This window comes from Pseudomonas brassicacearum (genome assembly GCF_009601685.2).
Lineage (GTDB): Bacteria > Pseudomonadota > Gammaproteobacteria > Pseudomonadales > Pseudomonadaceae > Aquipseudomonas > Aquipseudomonas kilonensis_B.
In genome coordinates this window covers 6,031,696-6,047,503 of sequence record NZ_CP045701.2, presented here as the reverse complement: position 1 = coordinate 6,047,503, position 15,808 = coordinate 6,031,696, and the positions used below count along the sequence as shown (strand labels likewise).

The following is a 15,808-nucleotide window of genomic DNA, read 5'->3' as shown; positions in this document are numbered from 1 at the left end:
AACCCTTCTGTAGGAGCTGCCGAGCGAAGCGAGGCTGCGATCTTTCTCCAGACATTGAGTCTCAAGCGAAAGATCAGAATCAAAAGATCGCAGCCTTCGGCAGCCCCTACAACGGCGTGCCGTTCACATCAGGGTTTCGGCGCCATGCTCGGCCCCACCACTACCCACCATCGCGTGTGATGCTCGACCTGCACCGGCAAGGTCGGCAGCAGGGCGGTCAAGGCCAGGTCAGTGTCGTGCAGCGGGAAACTGCCGGTGATGCGCAGGTCTGCCACTTGCGGCGCGACCCCCAAGTAGCCTCGCCGGTAACGTCCCAGTTCGTGGACCAGGTCTTCAAGGCGCGCGTTGTCCACCACCAGCATGCCGCGGGTCCAGGCATCGGCGCCGGGCTTCAAGGCAAGGGTCGGGCCGAGGCCGTCGCGGCGCATCAGCACTTGTTGGCCTTCGCGCAGGATCTGTTCCTTGTCCGTGGCCTGTGGATGGGCGGCCACAGCGGATTTCAACACGCTCAGGCGCGTGCCTTTGTCTTCACGCTTGACCAGGAACCGTGTGCCCAAGGCGCGCAGGCTGCCTTCGCGGGTCTCGACGATAAATGGGCGAGGGTCGTTGTGACCGGTTTCCACCAGGATCTCGCCTTCCTGCAGGACGATGCGTCGCTGCTTGTCATCGAAACGCACATCCAGGGCACTGTGGGTGTTGAGGTTGATCAGCGTGCCATCGGCCAGGCGCAGGGTGCGCTGTTCGCCTGTCGCGGTGCGCTGATCGGCCAGCCAGTAATCCAGCGGCAGGTAACGATCGCCGGCAAACAAGGCCAGGCCGATGACCGCGACAACACAGGCCAGGCCGCTGCCGATCTTGCGTATCCGGCGGCGAATGCTCACCCGCGATTGCAGCAACGCGGCGCGCGCCGGCCCGGTGGCCACACTGAAGCGCTGGTCAAGCATGCCCAACTGCCGCCAGGCCCGGGCGTGTTCTTCGTCGGCGGCATGCCAGCGGGCGAAGGCTTCACGTTCCTGGGCGCTGCTCGAGTCCAGGGACAACTGCCAGGCAATGGCGGCATCCAGCACGCTGGCCGAGACCGGTTTGGCATGGGCCTGGCTCATGTCGGTTCACCATAAAGTGCGATGTAGCACTGGCGGATGCCTTGGGCCAGATACTGCCGTACACGTGGCACCGAAACCCCCAGGCGCTCGGCAATTTCGGCGTGGCCGAGGCCGTCGAGGCGGTTATAGAGGAAGGCTGCGCGGGCCTTGCTCGACAGTTTGCCGAGCAGGCGGTCAATGGCCTTGAGGTCTTCGAGGATGATTTGCTGTTCTTCCACCGAGGGCTGCTCGGCCTCGGGGATCAGCATCAGTTCGGTGAGGTAGGCCTGCTCCAGGGCCGCTCGACGGAAATAATCGAACAACAGGCCCTTGGCGATGGCCACCAGAAACGCCCGCGGCTCGCGGGGCGCCTTCAGCTCCTCACGACCCAGCAAGCGCACGAAGGTGTCCTGGCTCAGGTCCTCGGCCCGGTGCGCACACGCCACGTTGCGTCGCAGCCATGCCAATAGCCAAGCGCGATGGTCACGGTACAACGCACCAACCAAATCACTGTGAGACCGGGCACTAGGAACTGACGACACGAAGCATCACCGATGTTTTAAGTAACGAGAATTGTTCGCGATTGTGGCAGAGGGTGGGGAGGGAAAGCAATTGGCGCTGGTCGGGACCCGATTTTGTGGGGCCACATAAGTCTGTGGGCCAAAGAGGTCTGTGGGAGCAAGGCTTGCCCGCGATGCAGGCGACTCGATTTGCCTGTCAAACCCGGCGATGCCATCGCGGGCAAGCCTTGCTCCCACAGGTGACCACCCTTGGAGCAGGGGATTTAGAGCGAAGGCGCCTGTTGCCGCCGTTTCCACTGGCTCAGGCGTTGTTGCAGCTCAAGTGGGCTGTGGAGCCGTTGCTGGCGGGCGCGGCTGAACAGGATCAGCGCCAGTTCCGCCGTGGCCAGGGCATCGGCACTGGCGTTGTGGCGATCGAAGACTTGCAGCTTGAACCAGTCAATCCACTCATCCAGGCCTGACTTGCGCAGATGGGCTTGTGGGCAAAGCATCGGTGCCAGGTCAGCCACGTCGAGGAACGAATGCTGCAGGCGATAGCCCAGGTAGTCTTTCAAGGCCCGCCCGAGCATGTGGGAATCGAACGGCGCGTGAAAAGCCAGCAGCGGACTGTCGCCCACGAACTCCATGAACGCCAGCAGCGCCTCGGCCGGGTCGCTGCCGGCGGCAATGGCGCTGGGCGCCAGGCCATGGATCAACACACTCGGCCCGAGTTTCTGCTTATCGCATTGCAAGGTTCGTTCGAACTGTTGGCTGAAGTCGATGGCGCCATCTTCGATGACCACCGCGCCGATGGACAGCACCTGGTCTTTGTTCAGGTTCAACCCGGTGGTCTCCAGGTCCAGCACGACCCAGCGTTGTTCGCGCAGGTCGCATTCACCCAAGGCTGAAGCCGTCGGCAGGCATTCCAGGCGCCTTTGCATGTCTTCGGACAACATGGGCTGGGCTGGGCGCAACCAGGAAAAAATGCTCACAACTGGTACCTCAGCGTCAGGCTGCTTTGCAGGCGTTGGGCCTGGCGCAGGGACTCGCGCAGGATGCGCCGGTCCAGATGGTTGAGGCTGTCGGGGTCGACGCGGTTGGAGTAGGGCAGGTTCTCGCGGGTTTGCAGTTGGTGCTGCTGCATGCGGGTCTGCTGGATGAAGTGATAGGCCTCTTCATAGGCCGCGCCATCGAGCGGTTCGATCACTTGCTTGTCGACCAATTGCCGCAAGCGCTCCAGGGTATTGTTGGCTTCGATGCCGTTGGCCAGCGCCAGCAGGCGGGCGCCGTCGACGAAGGGCGTCAGGCCTTGCACTTTCAGGTCGAGGGTGGCCTTTTCGCCATTCTTGCGGCTCAGTACGAAATCCCTGAAGCGCCCCACGGGCGGGCGGTGGCGCAGGGCGTTTTCGGCCATCAGGCGCTGGAACAAACGATTGTCGGCCACTTGATCGAGGATCTGCCGGCGCAACTGTTCGCAGCCTTGCTCATCGCCCCAGACCACCCGCAGGTCGAAATAGATGCTCGAGCCCAGCAGGTTTTCCGGGGTCGCTTCGCGAATGAATGCCGAAAAGCGCCGGGCCCATTCAGCGCGGGACAGGCACAACTCGGGGTTGCCGGCCATGATGTTGCCCTTGCACAACGTGAAGCCGCACAGGGCCAGGCTCTGGTTGATCTGCTGGGCGATGGGCAGCAGCAAGCCACGAATCTGTGCGGCATGGGCGGCGTCCCGGGCTTCGAACAAAATGCCGTTGTCCTGATCGGTGTGCAGGGTTTGCTCGCGCCGGCCTTCACTGCCGAAACACAGCCAACTGAACGGCACCCCCGGGTCGCCTTTCTCGGCCAGGGTCAGTTCGATGACGCGGCACACGGTGTGATCGTTGAGCAGGGTGATGATATGGGTGATCTGGGTCGACGACGCACCGTGGGCCAGCATGCGCTCCACCAGTTGGCCGATCTCGCCACGCAGGGCCACGAGGTTTTCCACCCTGGGCGCGTTGCGAATGGTCCGGGCCAGGTGCACCAGGTCGACGCGCTGCAGGGAAAACAGATCGCGCTCCGACACCACGCCACACAGGCGATGGTCCTTGACCAGGCAGACATGGGCGATGTGCCGTTCGGTCATGGCGATGGCCGCATCGAAGGCGCTGTGGTCCGGCGAGAGAAAAAACGGTGCCTGGGTCATGTGTCCGACAATGGCCTGGGAAAAATCCCCGGCCCCATCCGCCACCACGTGCCGCAGGTCGCGCAAGGTGAAGATCCCCACCGGGGCTTTCTGTTCATTCACCACCACGATGCTGCCCACTTGCTGGTCGTGCATCAGCTTCACGGCTTCGCGCAGCGGCGTGTCCGGGCTGCAACTGACCGGATGGCGCATCGCCAGTTCACCCAGCCGCGTGTTGAGGGAGTACTGGGTACCCAGGGTTTGTGCGGACTTTTGCTGGACCTGTTGGTTGACTTGGTCGAGCAGGCTGCTGACCCCACGCAGGGCGAAGTCGCGAAACGGGCCGGACAGGGCGAACAGCTTGATGAAGGCCTGCTTGTTCAGTTGCAGGCAGAACGTGTCCTCGCCGGCCCGGTGTTCGGTGCGCGTGGCCCGTTCGCCCAGCAGCGCGGCGAGGGGGAAGCATTCGCCGGTGGTGATTTCGAAGGTGGTTTCGGTGCCACCCTTGGCCGAATGCGGACGTTCGCCTATCACCCGGCCTTGCTTGACGATGTAAAAGTGTTCCACCGGGCCGTCGGCCGGTTTGATGATGGTTTCGCCCGGCGCGTAAAAACGCAGCAGGCATTGCTCCACCAGATAGGCCAGGTGGGCATTTTCCATCTGGTTGAACGGGGGGAAGCGCTGGAGAAACTGCAGCGTCCCCTGGATGTTCTGCAACACCGCGGTTTTCCCTGCCTGGGTGAAGGCGTCCGCTTTTTTCATAACCATTGCGCAGTCTTTTTTTGAATTGTTGTGGTCGGATCTGTTCCATGGTCGGCCCCTCAGCGCGGGGTGCCCATTGGACGTAAGTCTAGGTCGCTGAGCAGGGGTCGGCTTACGGAAAAATCCTACGCCAGGCGCCGGAAAAATCCTCGTTGAATGTACTTGGAAAAAAATCCGACGAAGTGCACATTGAAGCGACGCAGAACGATGTCTGACCACTGTGCCAGGGGATCGATTTAAAGAACGTAGAGAGCACCATGTCCGACCACGATATTTTGAGTGACGCCGAGCGCGAGGCGCTGAGTGCCGTCATGCTGGAACCTGACCTGCCGCCGCAGCGCGTCTTGATCGTCGATGACGACAAGGACGCTCGTGAGCTGCTGTCGGAGATCCTGGCGTTGGATGGCATTCACTGCATGACCGCCGCCAGTGGCGAAACGGCACTCAAGATGCTGGAGACCAGGCCATCGATCGGCCTGTTGATCACCGACCTGCGCATGGGCAATGTCGATGGCCTGGAACTGGTTCGCCTGGTGCGCGAGTCCGAGCGGGCGGAGTTGCCGATCATCATCGTGTCGGGCGATGCTGACGTGAAGGACGCCATCGAAGCCATGCACCTGCGCGTGGTGGACTTTTTGCTCAAGCCGATCGATACCGACAAGCTGCTGGGGTTGGTCAAGCGTGAGTTGGGGATGGATCTCTAGTCCATCGTCTTCCTCCAGGAACGAAACCATGGCGAGATCGCTTTTGTGGCGAGGGAGCTTGCTCCCGCTGGGCTGCGAAGCAGACCCTTTTCCAGACCTGGGAATCTCATTGACCTGTATTGCAGTCGCTGCGCAACCGAGCGGGAGCAAGCTCCCTCGCCACAAAGGCAGTCAGGTGTTGCAAATGAAAAAGCCCTGATCTTTCGATCAGGGCTTTTTTTTGTGCCGCGTCTACCGCTCAATCACAACCCATTGGCTGCCTTGAACTCGCGACGACGACGGTGCAGTACCGGCTCGGTGTAGCCGTTAGGCTGCTTTGTGCCTTCGATCACCAGCTCGACCGCTGCCTGGAAGGCGATGTTGCGGTCGAAGTCCGGTGCCAGCGGACGGTATAGCGGGTCGCTGGCGTTCTGGCGGTCCACCACCGGCGCCATGCGCTTGAGGCTTTCCATTACCTGGTCTTGGGTGACGATGCCGTGGCGCAGCCAGTTGGCGATGTGCTGGCTGGAGATACGCAGCGTCGCACGGTCTTCCATCAGGCCGATGTCGTTGATGTCCGGCACCTTGGAGCAGCCCACGCCCTGGTCGATCCAGCGCACCACGTAGCCAAGGATGCCCTGGGCATTGTTGTCCAGTTCGTTCTTGATCTGCTCCGGTGTCCAGTTCGGGTTGACGGCCAGCGGGATGGTCAGGATGTCGTCCACCGATGCACGCGTGCGCTTGGCCAGTTCGGCCTGGCGGGCGAACACGTCGACCTTGTGGTAATGCAGCGCGTGCAGGGCAGCGGCGGTCGGCGATGGCACCCATGCAGTGTTGGCACCGGCCATTGGATGGGCGATTTTCTGTTCGAGCATCGCGGCCATCAGGTCCGGCATGGCCCACATGCCCTTGCCGATTTGCGCACGGCCTTGCAAGCCAGTGCTCAAGCCGATATCGACGTTCCAGTTCTCGTACGCACCGATCCACTTCTCAGCCTTCATGTCAGCTTTACGCACCATCGGGCCGGCTTCCATGGAGGTGTGGATTTCATCGCCCGTGCGGTCGAGGAAGCCGGTGTTGATGAACACCACGCGCTCGCTGGCAGCCTTGATGCAGGCCTTGAGGTTGACCGTGGTACGGCGCTCCTCGTCCATGATCCCGACCTTGAGGGTGTTGCGCGGCAGGTTCAGCACGTCCTCGACGCGACCGAACAGCTCGTTGGTGAACGCGGCTTCTTCCGGGCCGTGCATCTTCGGCTTGACGATATACACCGAACCGGTGCGGCTGTTGCGGCGGCTGGTGTTGCCATTGAGGCTGTGGATCGCTGCCAGGCTGGTGATCAGGCCGTCGAGAATGCCTTCGGGCACTTCGTTGCCATGCTTGTCCAGGATCGCATCGATGGTCATCAAGTGGCCGACGTTACGCACGAACAACAGCGAGCGGCCGTGCAGGGTCACGCTCGAACCGTCGACGGCGGTGTAGACACGGTCGGGGTTCATGGTGCGGGTAAACGTCTGGCCGCCTTTGGCGACTTCTTCAGCCAGGTCGCCTTTCATCAGGCCGAGCCAGTTGCGGTAGATCACCACTTTGTCATCGGCATCGACGGCGGCGACCGAGTCTTCGCAATCCATGATGGTGGTCAGCGCGGCTTCCATCAGGATGTCTTTGACGCCGGCCGCGTCGGTCTGGCCGACCGGGGTGCTGGCATCGATCTGGATTTCGAAATGCAGGCCGTTGTGTTTCAACAGCACGGTGGTCGGTGCCGAGGCATCGCCCTGGAAGCCGACCAACTGGGCATCGTCACGCAGGCCGCTGTTGCTGCCGCCCTTGAGGGTGACCACCAGTTTGCCGTCGACGATCTTGTAAGCGGTGGAGTCGACATGGGAGCCGGCCGCCAGGGGCGCGGCTTCGTCGAGAAAGGCGCGCGCGAAGGCGATGACCTTGTCGCCGCGCACCTTGTTGTAGCCTTTGCCCTTTTCCGCGCCATCGGCTTCGCTGATGGCATCGGTGCCGTACAGCGCGTCATACAGCGAACCCCAGCGGGCGTTCGATGCGTTGAGGGCGAAGCGGGCGTTCATCACCGGCACCACCAGCTGCGGGCCGGCCATGCGGGCGATTTCGTCATCGACGTTTTGGGTCGTAGCCTGGAAATCCGCCGCTTCTGGCAGCAGGTATCCAATGTCTTGCAGGAAGGCTTTGTAAGCCACGGCGTCGTGGGCCTGGCCGGCACGGGCCTGGTGCCAGGCGTCGATCCGCGCCTGGAGATCATCGCGTTTGGCGAGTAGGGCTTTGTTCTTCGGCGCCAGGTCGTGAATGACCTTGTCGGCACCGGCCCAGAACGCGTCGGCGGTGAGGCCGGTTCCGGGAATGGCTTCGTTATTCACGAAGTCGAACAGGACTTTGGCGACCTGCAGGCCACCGACTTGAACGTGTTCAGTCATTGCTTGCCTCACTCTGCTCAGCTATTTCGCTTTTCAGCTCTTCGATTTTGACAATGAAGCCTCGGGACATTTAAACCACAAACCCCGGAACCAGTACATGCCATCGCTGGCGGCTGGGTGGTAAGCCTTGCTGACGGGGCTTTTCAGGGATGCGACTGCGCCTTAAGCAGACATCGGTACAACGCTATGTAGTGCTCGCTGCGGCATACTACATGATCAATTGCGGTTGTGAAAATTAGACTAATTGCGTCGTTCCGCGACCGACTAAAGTGTTACGGTCACGTCGGGACACGGGATGTTCTCAAAAAACTGATGGATTGTTCCAGATAAATCTGTAGTTCGTACACATATCGCTGCAGAGACTCCCTTGTAGGAGCTGCCGAAGGCTGCGATCTTTTGACCTTTCGCTTTAGACTCAATTGACAGGGGCAAGATCGCAGCCTCGTTGTACTCGACAGCTCCACAGTTCCTACACAGTCCAGCGGGAGCAAGCTCCCTCATCACGAAAGCGCGACCGTGTTGAGCTTCAGCCTTGCCTATACTGTCCCTTCCCCAACAAGAGGACTGCGCCATGGACCACCTCGTCATCACTGTTTTCGCCCCGGACAAGCCCGGGCAGGTCGAGCGCATTGCCGATTGCATCGCCGAACACGGCGGTAACTGGCTGGAAAGCCGCATGTCGCACCTGGCCGGGCAGTTTGCCGGGATCCTGCGCCTCAGCGCCCCGGCCGAGGCCCATGAGGAACTGATCGAAGCCTTGCAGGGGCTATCGACTCACGGCATCCGCGTGTTGATCGCTGAAAGCGCCGTTGAAGAGTCCTGCACCTGGAAACCCATCGCCATGGAACTGGTGGGCAATGATCGTCCCGGCATCGTGCGGGACATCACGCGGTTGTTGAGTGAGCAGGGAGTGAACGTCGAGCGCTTGGTGACCGATGTGCGACCGGCGCCGATGAGCAGCGAACTGTTGTTCCACGCCGAAGCGATCCTGGGGGTGCCGTTGACCCTGTCGCTGGAGACGTTGCAGGAACGCCTGGAGACCCTGGCCGATGAGTTGATGGTGGAGCTCAAGCTCAGCGACGAAGCGTGACGAAGGTTATCCAAGGAAAAACTGCGCCTGCCTGTGGATAACCTGTAGAGACCCGGCGCCAGCCCAGGCCCGCCGGGGCTCAGCGGTCAATGATCAAAAAAACACCAGTTTTCAAGGGCTTGTGCACAAACGGCGGGGATCACGCTGTGGATAACCTTGGGAAGGATAAGCGCAGGCCACGCCAGACGTGGCCTGTAGAGATTTGTGCGTTTTTTGATCAGCTGCGTCGGCGCATGCTGATCACGGCATCGACGCTGTACACCGCCAGCCCGGCCCAGATGAACAGGAACGCCACCAGTGTGCTGGACGACAGGTGCTCACCGAACAGCATCACGGCGAGCAGCAGCACCAGCGTCGGCGCGATGTACTGGAGAAAACCGATGGTGGTGTAGGGCAAATGCCGTGTTGCGGCGTTGAAACACACTAACGGCACCAACGTCACGGGGCCGGCCGCCACCAGCCACCAGGCTTCGGAGGTGGTCCAGAATGCCGCCTGGGCACTGGTGGCCGTGGGATTGAACAGCAACCAGGCGATGGCGATCGGCACCAGCATCCAGGTTTCCACCACCAGCCCCGGCAATGCCTTGACCGGCGCCTGCTTGCGGATCAACCCATAGAAACCGAAGGTCAGCGCCAGCACCAGCGACACCCAAGGCAGGCTGCCCACTTGCCAGACCTGCTGGGCCACGCCGACCGCCGCCAACCCCACCGCCAGCCATTGCATGCGGCGCAGGCGCTCACCCAACAGCAACATGCCCAGCAATACGTTCACCAGCGGGTTGATGTAGTAACCCAGGCTGGCTTCGAGCATGCGGCCGTTGTTCACTGCCCAGACGTATGTCAGCCAGTTGGCCGCGATTAGCGTCCCGCTCAGGGCCAGGATTGCCAGGCGCTGTGGATTGTCCCGCAACTCGCGCCACCAGCCCGGGTGTTTCCAGACCATCAGCAACGCCGCGCCGAACAAGGCCGACCACAGCACCCGGTGGATGATGATCTCCACCGATGGCACGCTGGCGATGGCTTTGAAGTAGATCGGGAACAGACCCCAGATGATATAGGCACTCAGGCCCAGGATGTACCCGCGACGCGGGTTGGCGGCTTGCATGCAGAATCCTTGCTTAGGCAGCTAACAAAGGGATGATTGTAAGGAGATTTGTCTGGTTGTGCTGTGAACCTTTGTGAGCGTTTCACAGCAAATCCCTTTGTGGGAGCGGGCCTGCGGTGGCTGTTGGAGCCAGTCCCAGTCAGAACAACTTCAACGGCTCTTCATTGAGCGCCGCCAGTTGTTCGCGCAACGCCAATACCTGGTCGCCCCAGTAGCGTTCGCTGCCGAACCACGGGAAGCTGCGTGGGAACGCCGGGTCGTCCCAGCGTCGCGCCAGCCAGGCGCTGTAGTGCATCAGGCGCAGGGCCCGCAGCGGCTCGATCAGCGCCAGTTCACGCGGGTCGAAGTCGTGGAACTCACGGTAGCCGTCCATCAATTCCGACAATTGCCCTAGGCATTCCTGGCGATCGCCGGCGAGCATCATCCACAAGTCCTGCACCGCTGGGCCCATGCGACAGTCGTCCAGGTCGACGATGTGGAACACCTCGTCGCGGCACATCATGTTGCCCGGGTGGCAATCGCCGTGCATGCGGATGTTCTGGTGGGGCGTGGCAGCGTAGACCTCTTCGACGCGCTTGAGCAGGTCCCGGGCGACCGACTCGTAGGCCGGCAGCAGGCTGCGGGGTACAAAGCCGCTTGCCAGCACGGTGGCCAGCGAATCGTGGCCGAAGTTCTTTACGCCCAGGGCTTCACGGTGTTCGAACGGACGGGTCGCCCCGACCGCGTGCAGGCGTCCGAGCAGTTGTCCCAGGCGATAGAGCTGATCGAGGTTGCCCGGCTCCGGTGCACGGCCGCCACGACGGGGAAACAGGGTGAAACGAAACCCGGCATGTTCGTGCAGGCTGGTGCCGTTGTGGATCAGCGGTGCGACCACGGGCACTTCGTATTCGGCCAGTTCGAAGGTAAAGCTGTGCTCTTCCAGGATCGCTTCGTTGGTCCAGCGCTGAGGGCGATAGAACTTGGCGATCAGCGGCTCGGCGTCTTCGATGCCCACCTGGTAGACGCGATTCTCGTAGCTGTTGAGGGCCAACACGCGGGCGTCGCTGAGAAAGCCAATGCTTTCAACGGCATCGAGCACCAGGTCGGGCGTGAGGGTTTCAAACGGATGGGACATGCTGACTCCTGCGCAGCGGCAGGGCTGCCGCGTCCGGCCCAGCATGGTAGCGCAAAGCAGTCGGGATTGATCGGTGAGACTTGCATCGATCTTCGTGGCGAGGGAGCAAGCTCCCTCGCCACAAAGTGTCAGGCCCCGATCACCCCGCCATCTTCCCGGGTAATCACCATCACCGAAGACCGCGGCTTGCCGTTGGGCAGGTGCTCTGGGAAGGTCGAGCCGCCGCTGGGATGCTGGATCCCGACGAACATAGCCTTGTAGTCCGGCGAGAAGCTGATTCCGGTCACTTCGCAGCCCACCGGCCCGACCATGAAACGGCGGATTTCACCGCTGTTGGGGTCGGCGCAGAGCATCTGGTTGTTGCCCATGCCTGCGAAGTCCCCGGCGTTGCTGGAGTCGCCGTCGGTGAGAATCCAGAGCCGGCCGGCTTTGTCGAAGCCCAGGCCATCAGGGCTGTTGAACATGTTCTGCGGGTTGATGTTGGACGAACCGGCTTTCGGCGTGCCGGCGTGTACCGTCGGGTTGCCGGCGACCACGAACAGGTCCCAGGCGAAGGTCTTGGAGGCGTGATCGTCGCGGTCGGTTTTCCAGCGCAGGATCTGCCCGTAGACGTTCTTGGCCCGAGGGTTCGGCCCGTCCACCGGTTGGCCGGCGTCGCCGCGCTTGGAGTTGTTGGTCAGGGTGCAATAGACCTGGCCATCCTTGGGGCTGACCACGATCCACTCCGGGCGGTCCATGCGGGTGGCGCCAACGGCACTGGCGGCCAGGCGCGCATGGATGAGCACTTCGGCCTGGTCGGCGAAACCACTGCTGGCGTCGAGGCCGTTCTTGCCATGGGTCAGCTCGATCCACTGGCCTTTGCCTTTGGGATGGTCAGGATTGCCGTCGCCGGCATCGAACCGCGCTACGTACAAGGTGCCATGGTCCAGCAGGTTACGATTGGCCTTGGCATTGCGGTGATTGATACGGTCGCGGCTGACGAACTTGTAAATGAACTCGCCACGTTCGTCATCGCCCATGTACACCACGGCGCGACCGTCATTAGTCTGCGCCAGGGCGGCGTTTTCGTGTTTGAAGCGGCCCAGGGCGGTGCGTTTTACCGGAGTGGATTGCGGATCGAACGGGTCTATTTCCACCACCCAGCCGTGGCGATTGAGTTCGTTGGGGTTTTTCGCCAGGTCAAAGCGCGGGTCGTGCAAGTGCCAGTTGATTTCACTGCTGGTGACAGTGGCGCCATAGCGCTTCTGTGCAGCGTCGAACTGCAGGTCTGACTTGCTGCTGCCGAAGCAGTCAGTGAAGTTTTCTTCACAGGTCAGGTAAGTACCCCAAGGCGTCATGCCGTTGGCGCAGTTCTGGAAAGTCCCCAGCACTTTCTTGCCACTCTTGTCAGCACTGGTTTTCAGCAGGTCGTGCCCGGCGGCTGGGCCACGCAGGCGAATCGGCGTGTTGCCGTGGATTCTGCGGTTGTAGCGCGACTCCTGGACAAACTGCCACTGGCCGCGACGACGCTGAATCTCGATCACCGACACCCCTTCGCTGGCCTGGGCCTTGCGCACGTCCTCGGCCGACTGCGGCTGGCCGCCGTGAGGGAACAGGTATTGGTAGTTGGTGTACTCGTTGTTGATCGCCATCAGCGCCCGGTTCTTGTCGTCGGGGAACGGGAACAGGCTCATGCCGTCGTTGTTGTCGCCGAACTGCATTTCCTGTGCGCGGGCGGTGCCGTTGCCGCTGGGGTCGAAGGCCGGTGCATTTTTGTGCAGCGGCTGGCCCCAGCTGATCAGCACCGAGGCTTTATAGTCTGGCGGCAACGTGATGGTGTCGGCCGTGGCGGCGGCGATGCTGTTGAAGCCCAGCAGCCGGCTGTTGCCTTCGCTCACGGCGGCGGCCAGCACGCTGCGGCTCAGCAGGTTGCCGCCCAGGAACATCGCCGCGCCGCACAGGGCGCCGGCGCTGATGAAGCTGCGACGGCTCAGGCCGACGATCTTTTCCAGGTCGGTGGATTGGTTTTCTTCTAATAGGCTCATCATCAGGCTCCCTGCTGGTTTTGGCAGTCACCTTAAAGCGGGTCGATGAAACTATTGTTGCAGCGCGCTACAGCGGTGTGCCGAGCAGCACATTTGTCGCTGAAAATGTCACTTGCACCGGTGAGCCGCCTTCCAGATGCTGCTTTTGTAGCTCAAGCGCGTCGGCCAGGGCGCACAGCGTCTGGCCGTTGGGCAGGCCGATGCGCACCTCACTGGGGCCGTCTTCGGCGGCGGCGATATGCTCGATCACGCCGCGCAGCGTATTCACTCCCGTTTTCTCCGCTTGTTCGACGGGGTGCAATTGCAGCCAGCCGGCCTTGATCAGCGCCACCACGTTGGTGCCAACATCCAGCTCCAGGCGCAGCGTACTGTCGTGGGTGATCTGGGCTTCGATGACCAGGCCCCGGGCCAGCTCCAGGCATACCCGGTCGTTGTGCCCCTGGGCCTCGATACCCAGGACCTTGCCGTGCAATTGATTGCGGGCGCTGGTGCGCAGCATCAGGCGACTGAGCAGGCCCAGGTCGCCGGCATCCTCGCTCGCTTCCAGCAGTTGCGCCTGCAGTGCTTGCAGGCGCAGATACAGGCGCAGTACGCGTTGGCCTTCCTCCGACAGCTTGGCGCCGCCACCGCCCTTGCCGCCGACACTGCGCTCCACCAACGGCTGGTCCGCCAGGTTGTTCAATTCATCGATGGCGTCCCACGCCGCTTTGTAGCTCAGGCCCGCGCTCTTGGCGGCGCGGGTGATCGAGCCTTGTTCGGCGATGTGCTGCAACAGGGCGATGCGTTGCGGGCGTCGAACGATGTGCTGGGTCAAAAGCGTGGGCAAGGACATGACGGAAAACTGCTGTAAAGGTCGATGAATGGACGTTGGCGCCTCGGGCGCGGCGCGTCAAGCCATGTCACCGGGTTTCGGCGTGCGGGCCAGGCAGTACACATCGACCCGCGCAGCGCCGGCATCGAGCAGCAGGGCGGCCAGTGCCTGGGCGGTGGCCCCCGTGGTGAGCACGTCGTCGACCAACGCCAGGTGACGGTTGCGCAACGCAGTCTGGGGTGCCAGGGCAAAGGCCTGACGCAGGTTTCGCCGTCGGGCCCTGGCATCGAGTGCCTGTTGTGCGGGCGTGTCCTGGGTGCGTCGCAGCAGGTGTTCTTCGCAAGGGATCGCCAACGGCCCACTGAGCCAGCGGGCCAGCAGCGCCGCCTGGTTGAAACCGCGCTGGCGCAAACGCCGGGTCGCCAGTGGCACCGGTACCAGTGCGTCGGGCCGTTCCAGCCCTTCGTCGAAGTGATGCTGCAGCGACTGCGCCAGCAATTCGCCTAACAGCCGACCCAGGGGCCATTTCGCTTGATGCTTGAAACGGGTGATCAGGCTGTCCACCGGGAAATCGTAGGCCCAGGGCGCCAGGACCCGCTCGAAGGCCGGCGGCTGTGAGGCGCATTGTCCGCAACGCAGTCCGGCCATGGGCAGCGGCAGGGCGCAGACGCTGCATTGATCGCCGAGCCAGGGCAGCTCGCTTTCACAGGGCGTGCAGATGGGCTGCGGCGTATCGGTGCTTTCGCCACACAGCAAACAGAATTGTTTGTTTTTTAACCAGATGTAAACCGGTCCTTTGTATCGTGGTTGACAGCGCATGACTCTTCCTTAAATATGCCGAACATCCGTGTCGCCCCTGTGGGTATTCCATCCTCCAGGGGCCAGCCAAGCATAATCAAGGAATTGCCCATGAGCGCCAGCACCACTGCCAACCTGCGTCATGACTGGTCTTTGGCCGAAGTCAAAGCACTCTTCGTCCAGCCATTCAATGACTTGCTGTTCCAGGCGCAGACCGTGCACCGCGCGCACTTCGACGCCAACCGCGTCCAGGTTTCCACGCTGCTGTCGATCAAGACCGGCGCATGCCCGGAAGATTGCAAATATTGTCCGCAGTCCGGTCACTACAACACCGGCCTGGATAAAGAGAAATTGCTCGAAGTGCAGAAGGTCCTCGAAGAGGCCGCGCGCGCCAAGGCCATCGGTTCGACCCGTTTCTGCATGGGCGCGGCCTGGAAGCACCCGTCGGCCAAGGACATGCCTTATGTGCTGGAAATGGTCAAAGGCGTGAAGGCCATGGGCCTGGAAACCTGCATGACCCTGGGCCGCCTCGACCAGGAACAGACCGAAGCGCTGGCCCAGGCCGGCCTGGATTACTACAACCACAACCTCGACACCTCGCCGGAGTTCTACGGCAGCATCATCACCACGCGCACCTACAGCGAGCGCCTGCAAACCCTGGCCTATGTGCGTGATTCGGGGATGAAGATCTGCTCCGGCGGCATCCTCGGCATGGGCGAATCCCTGGACGACCGCGCCAACCTGCTGATCCAACTGGCGAACCTGCCGGAACACCCGGAATCGGTGCCGATCAACATGCTGGTCAAAGTCGTCGGCACGCCGCTGGAGAATGCCGAGGACGTCGATCCATTCGACTTCATCCGCATGCTCGCCGTGGCGCGAATCATGATGCCCCAGTCCCACGTGCGCCTGTCCGCTGGCCGTGAAGCGATGAACGAGCAGATGCAGTCCTTGGCGTTCCTGGCCGGTGCGAACTCGATTTTCTATGGCGACAAGCTGTTGACCACCGCCAACCCGCAAGCTGACAAGGACATGCAGTTGTTCGCACGCCTGGGCATCCAGCCCGAAGCCCGCGAAGAACATGCCGACGAAGTGCACCAGGCAGCGATTGAACAGGCGCTGGTGGAGCAAAAGAGCAGCGAGCAGTTCTATAACGCCGCTGTTTGACCACTCACCGATTCCCGGATTGGAATGCAAGACCCTGTGGGAGCGAGCTTGCTCGCGATGGCGGTATAAC

At 62.0% G+C, this 15,808-nt stretch carries 13 protein-coding genes; 3 read left to right on the top strand and 10 right to left on the bottom strand.

Features of this window, described 5'->3' with window-relative positions; all coding sequences use genetic code 11:
* Nucleotides 1–128 precede the first annotated feature (128 nt).
* The 4 genes from GFU70_RS26305 to GFU70_RS26290 form a co-directional block, all read right to left on the bottom strand.
* Nucleotides 129–1,103 carry a FecR domain-containing protein gene (locus GFU70_RS26305; RefSeq protein ID WP_153389017.1) on the bottom strand — a complete coding sequence of 325 codons (975 nt, stop codon included), beginning with the start codon at nt 1,101–1,103 and terminating at the stop codon, nt 129–131.
* Nucleotides 1,100–1,624, bottom strand: a complete 525-nt coding sequence (locus GFU70_RS26300) for an RNA polymerase sigma factor (RefSeq protein ID WP_058543399.1) — start codon at nt 1,622–1,624, stop codon at nt 1,100–1,102. Before GFU70_RS26300 ends, GFU70_RS26305 begins: the two co-directional genes overlap by 4 nt.
* Before the next feature lie 242 nt (nt 1,625–1,866).
* Nucleotides 1,867–2,574: a PolC-type DNA polymerase III gene (locus GFU70_RS26295; protein ID WP_153389016.1), complete on the bottom strand. Its 708-nt coding sequence runs from the start codon at nt 2,572–2,574 to the stop codon at nt 1,867–1,869.
* Nucleotides 2,571–4,505: a putative nucleotidyltransferase substrate binding domain-containing protein gene (locus GFU70_RS26290; protein ID WP_302850196.1), complete on the bottom strand. Its 1,935-nt coding sequence runs from the start codon at nt 4,503–4,505 to the stop codon at nt 2,571–2,573. The genes GFU70_RS26295 and GFU70_RS26290 overlap by 4 nt, the downstream gene beginning before the upstream one ends.
* A gap of 257 nt (nt 4,506–4,762) precedes the next feature.
* Here GFU70_RS26290 and GFU70_RS26285 point away from each other — a divergent pair, with 257 nt between their 5' ends.
* On the top strand, nt 4,763–5,209 hold the full coding sequence (locus GFU70_RS26285; protein WP_058543402.1) for a response regulator: 447 nt from the start codon (nt 4,763–4,765) through the stop codon (nt 5,207–5,209).
* A gap of 242 nt (nt 5,210–5,451) precedes the next feature.
* Here GFU70_RS26285 and GFU70_RS26280 read toward each other — a convergent pair whose 3' ends face one another.
* Nucleotides 5,452–7,629: a malate synthase G gene (locus GFU70_RS26280; protein WP_058543403.1), complete on the bottom strand. Its 2,178-nt coding sequence runs from the start codon at nt 7,627–7,629 to the stop codon at nt 5,452–5,454.
* A 571-nt stretch (nt 7,630–8,200) separates the two neighbouring features.
* Here GFU70_RS26280 and GFU70_RS26275 point away from each other — a divergent pair.
* Complete coding sequence (locus GFU70_RS26275; RefSeq protein ID WP_058543404.1) at nt 8,201–8,719, top strand: glycine cleavage system protein R; 519 nt, start codon at nt 8,201–8,203, stop codon at nt 8,717–8,719.
* Nucleotides 8,720–8,936: 217 nt separating this feature from the next.
* Here GFU70_RS26275 and rarD read toward each other — a convergent pair whose 3' ends face one another.
* From rarD to GFU70_RS26250, 5 genes are all read right to left on the bottom strand, one after another.
* Nucleotides 8,937–9,824, bottom strand: coding sequence for an EamA family transporter RarD (gene rarD / locus GFU70_RS26270; protein WP_058543405.1), 888 nt, complete (start codon nt 9,822–9,824; stop codon nt 8,937–8,939).
* A gap of 139 nt (nt 9,825–9,963) precedes the next feature.
* Complete coding sequence (locus GFU70_RS26265; RefSeq protein WP_013694391.1) at nt 9,964–10,938, bottom strand: serine/threonine protein kinase; 975 nt, start codon at nt 10,936–10,938, stop codon at nt 9,964–9,966.
* A 128-nt stretch (nt 10,939–11,066) separates the two neighbouring features.
* Nucleotides 11,067–12,962, bottom strand: a complete 1,896-nt coding sequence (locus tag GFU70_RS26260; protein ID WP_058543406.1) for a PhoX family protein — start codon at nt 12,960–12,962, stop codon at nt 11,067–11,069.
* Nucleotides 12,963–13,029: 67 nt separating this feature from the next.
* Nucleotides 13,030–13,794 (bottom strand): TOBE domain-containing protein, encoded by a 765-nt coding sequence (locus GFU70_RS26255; protein ID WP_153389015.1) that lies wholly within the window; start codon nt 13,792–13,794, stop codon nt 13,030–13,032.
* Between the two features lie 57 nt (nt 13,795–13,851).
* Nucleotides 13,852–14,592 (bottom strand): ComF family protein, encoded by a 741-nt coding sequence (locus tag GFU70_RS26250; RefSeq protein WP_153389014.1) that lies wholly within the window; start codon nt 14,590–14,592, stop codon nt 13,852–13,854.
* 90 nt (nt 14,593–14,682) lie between these two features.
* On the opposite strand from GFU70_RS26250, the gene bioB reads away from it, so the two are divergent.
* The gene (gene bioB / locus GFU70_RS26245) at nt 14,683–15,738 is read left to right on the top strand and encodes a biotin synthase BioB (RefSeq protein ID WP_058543409.1); all 1,056 of its coding nucleotides are present in this window, start codon (nt 14,683–14,685) and stop codon (nt 15,736–15,738) included.
* Nucleotides 15,739–15,808 lie beyond the last annotated feature (70 nt).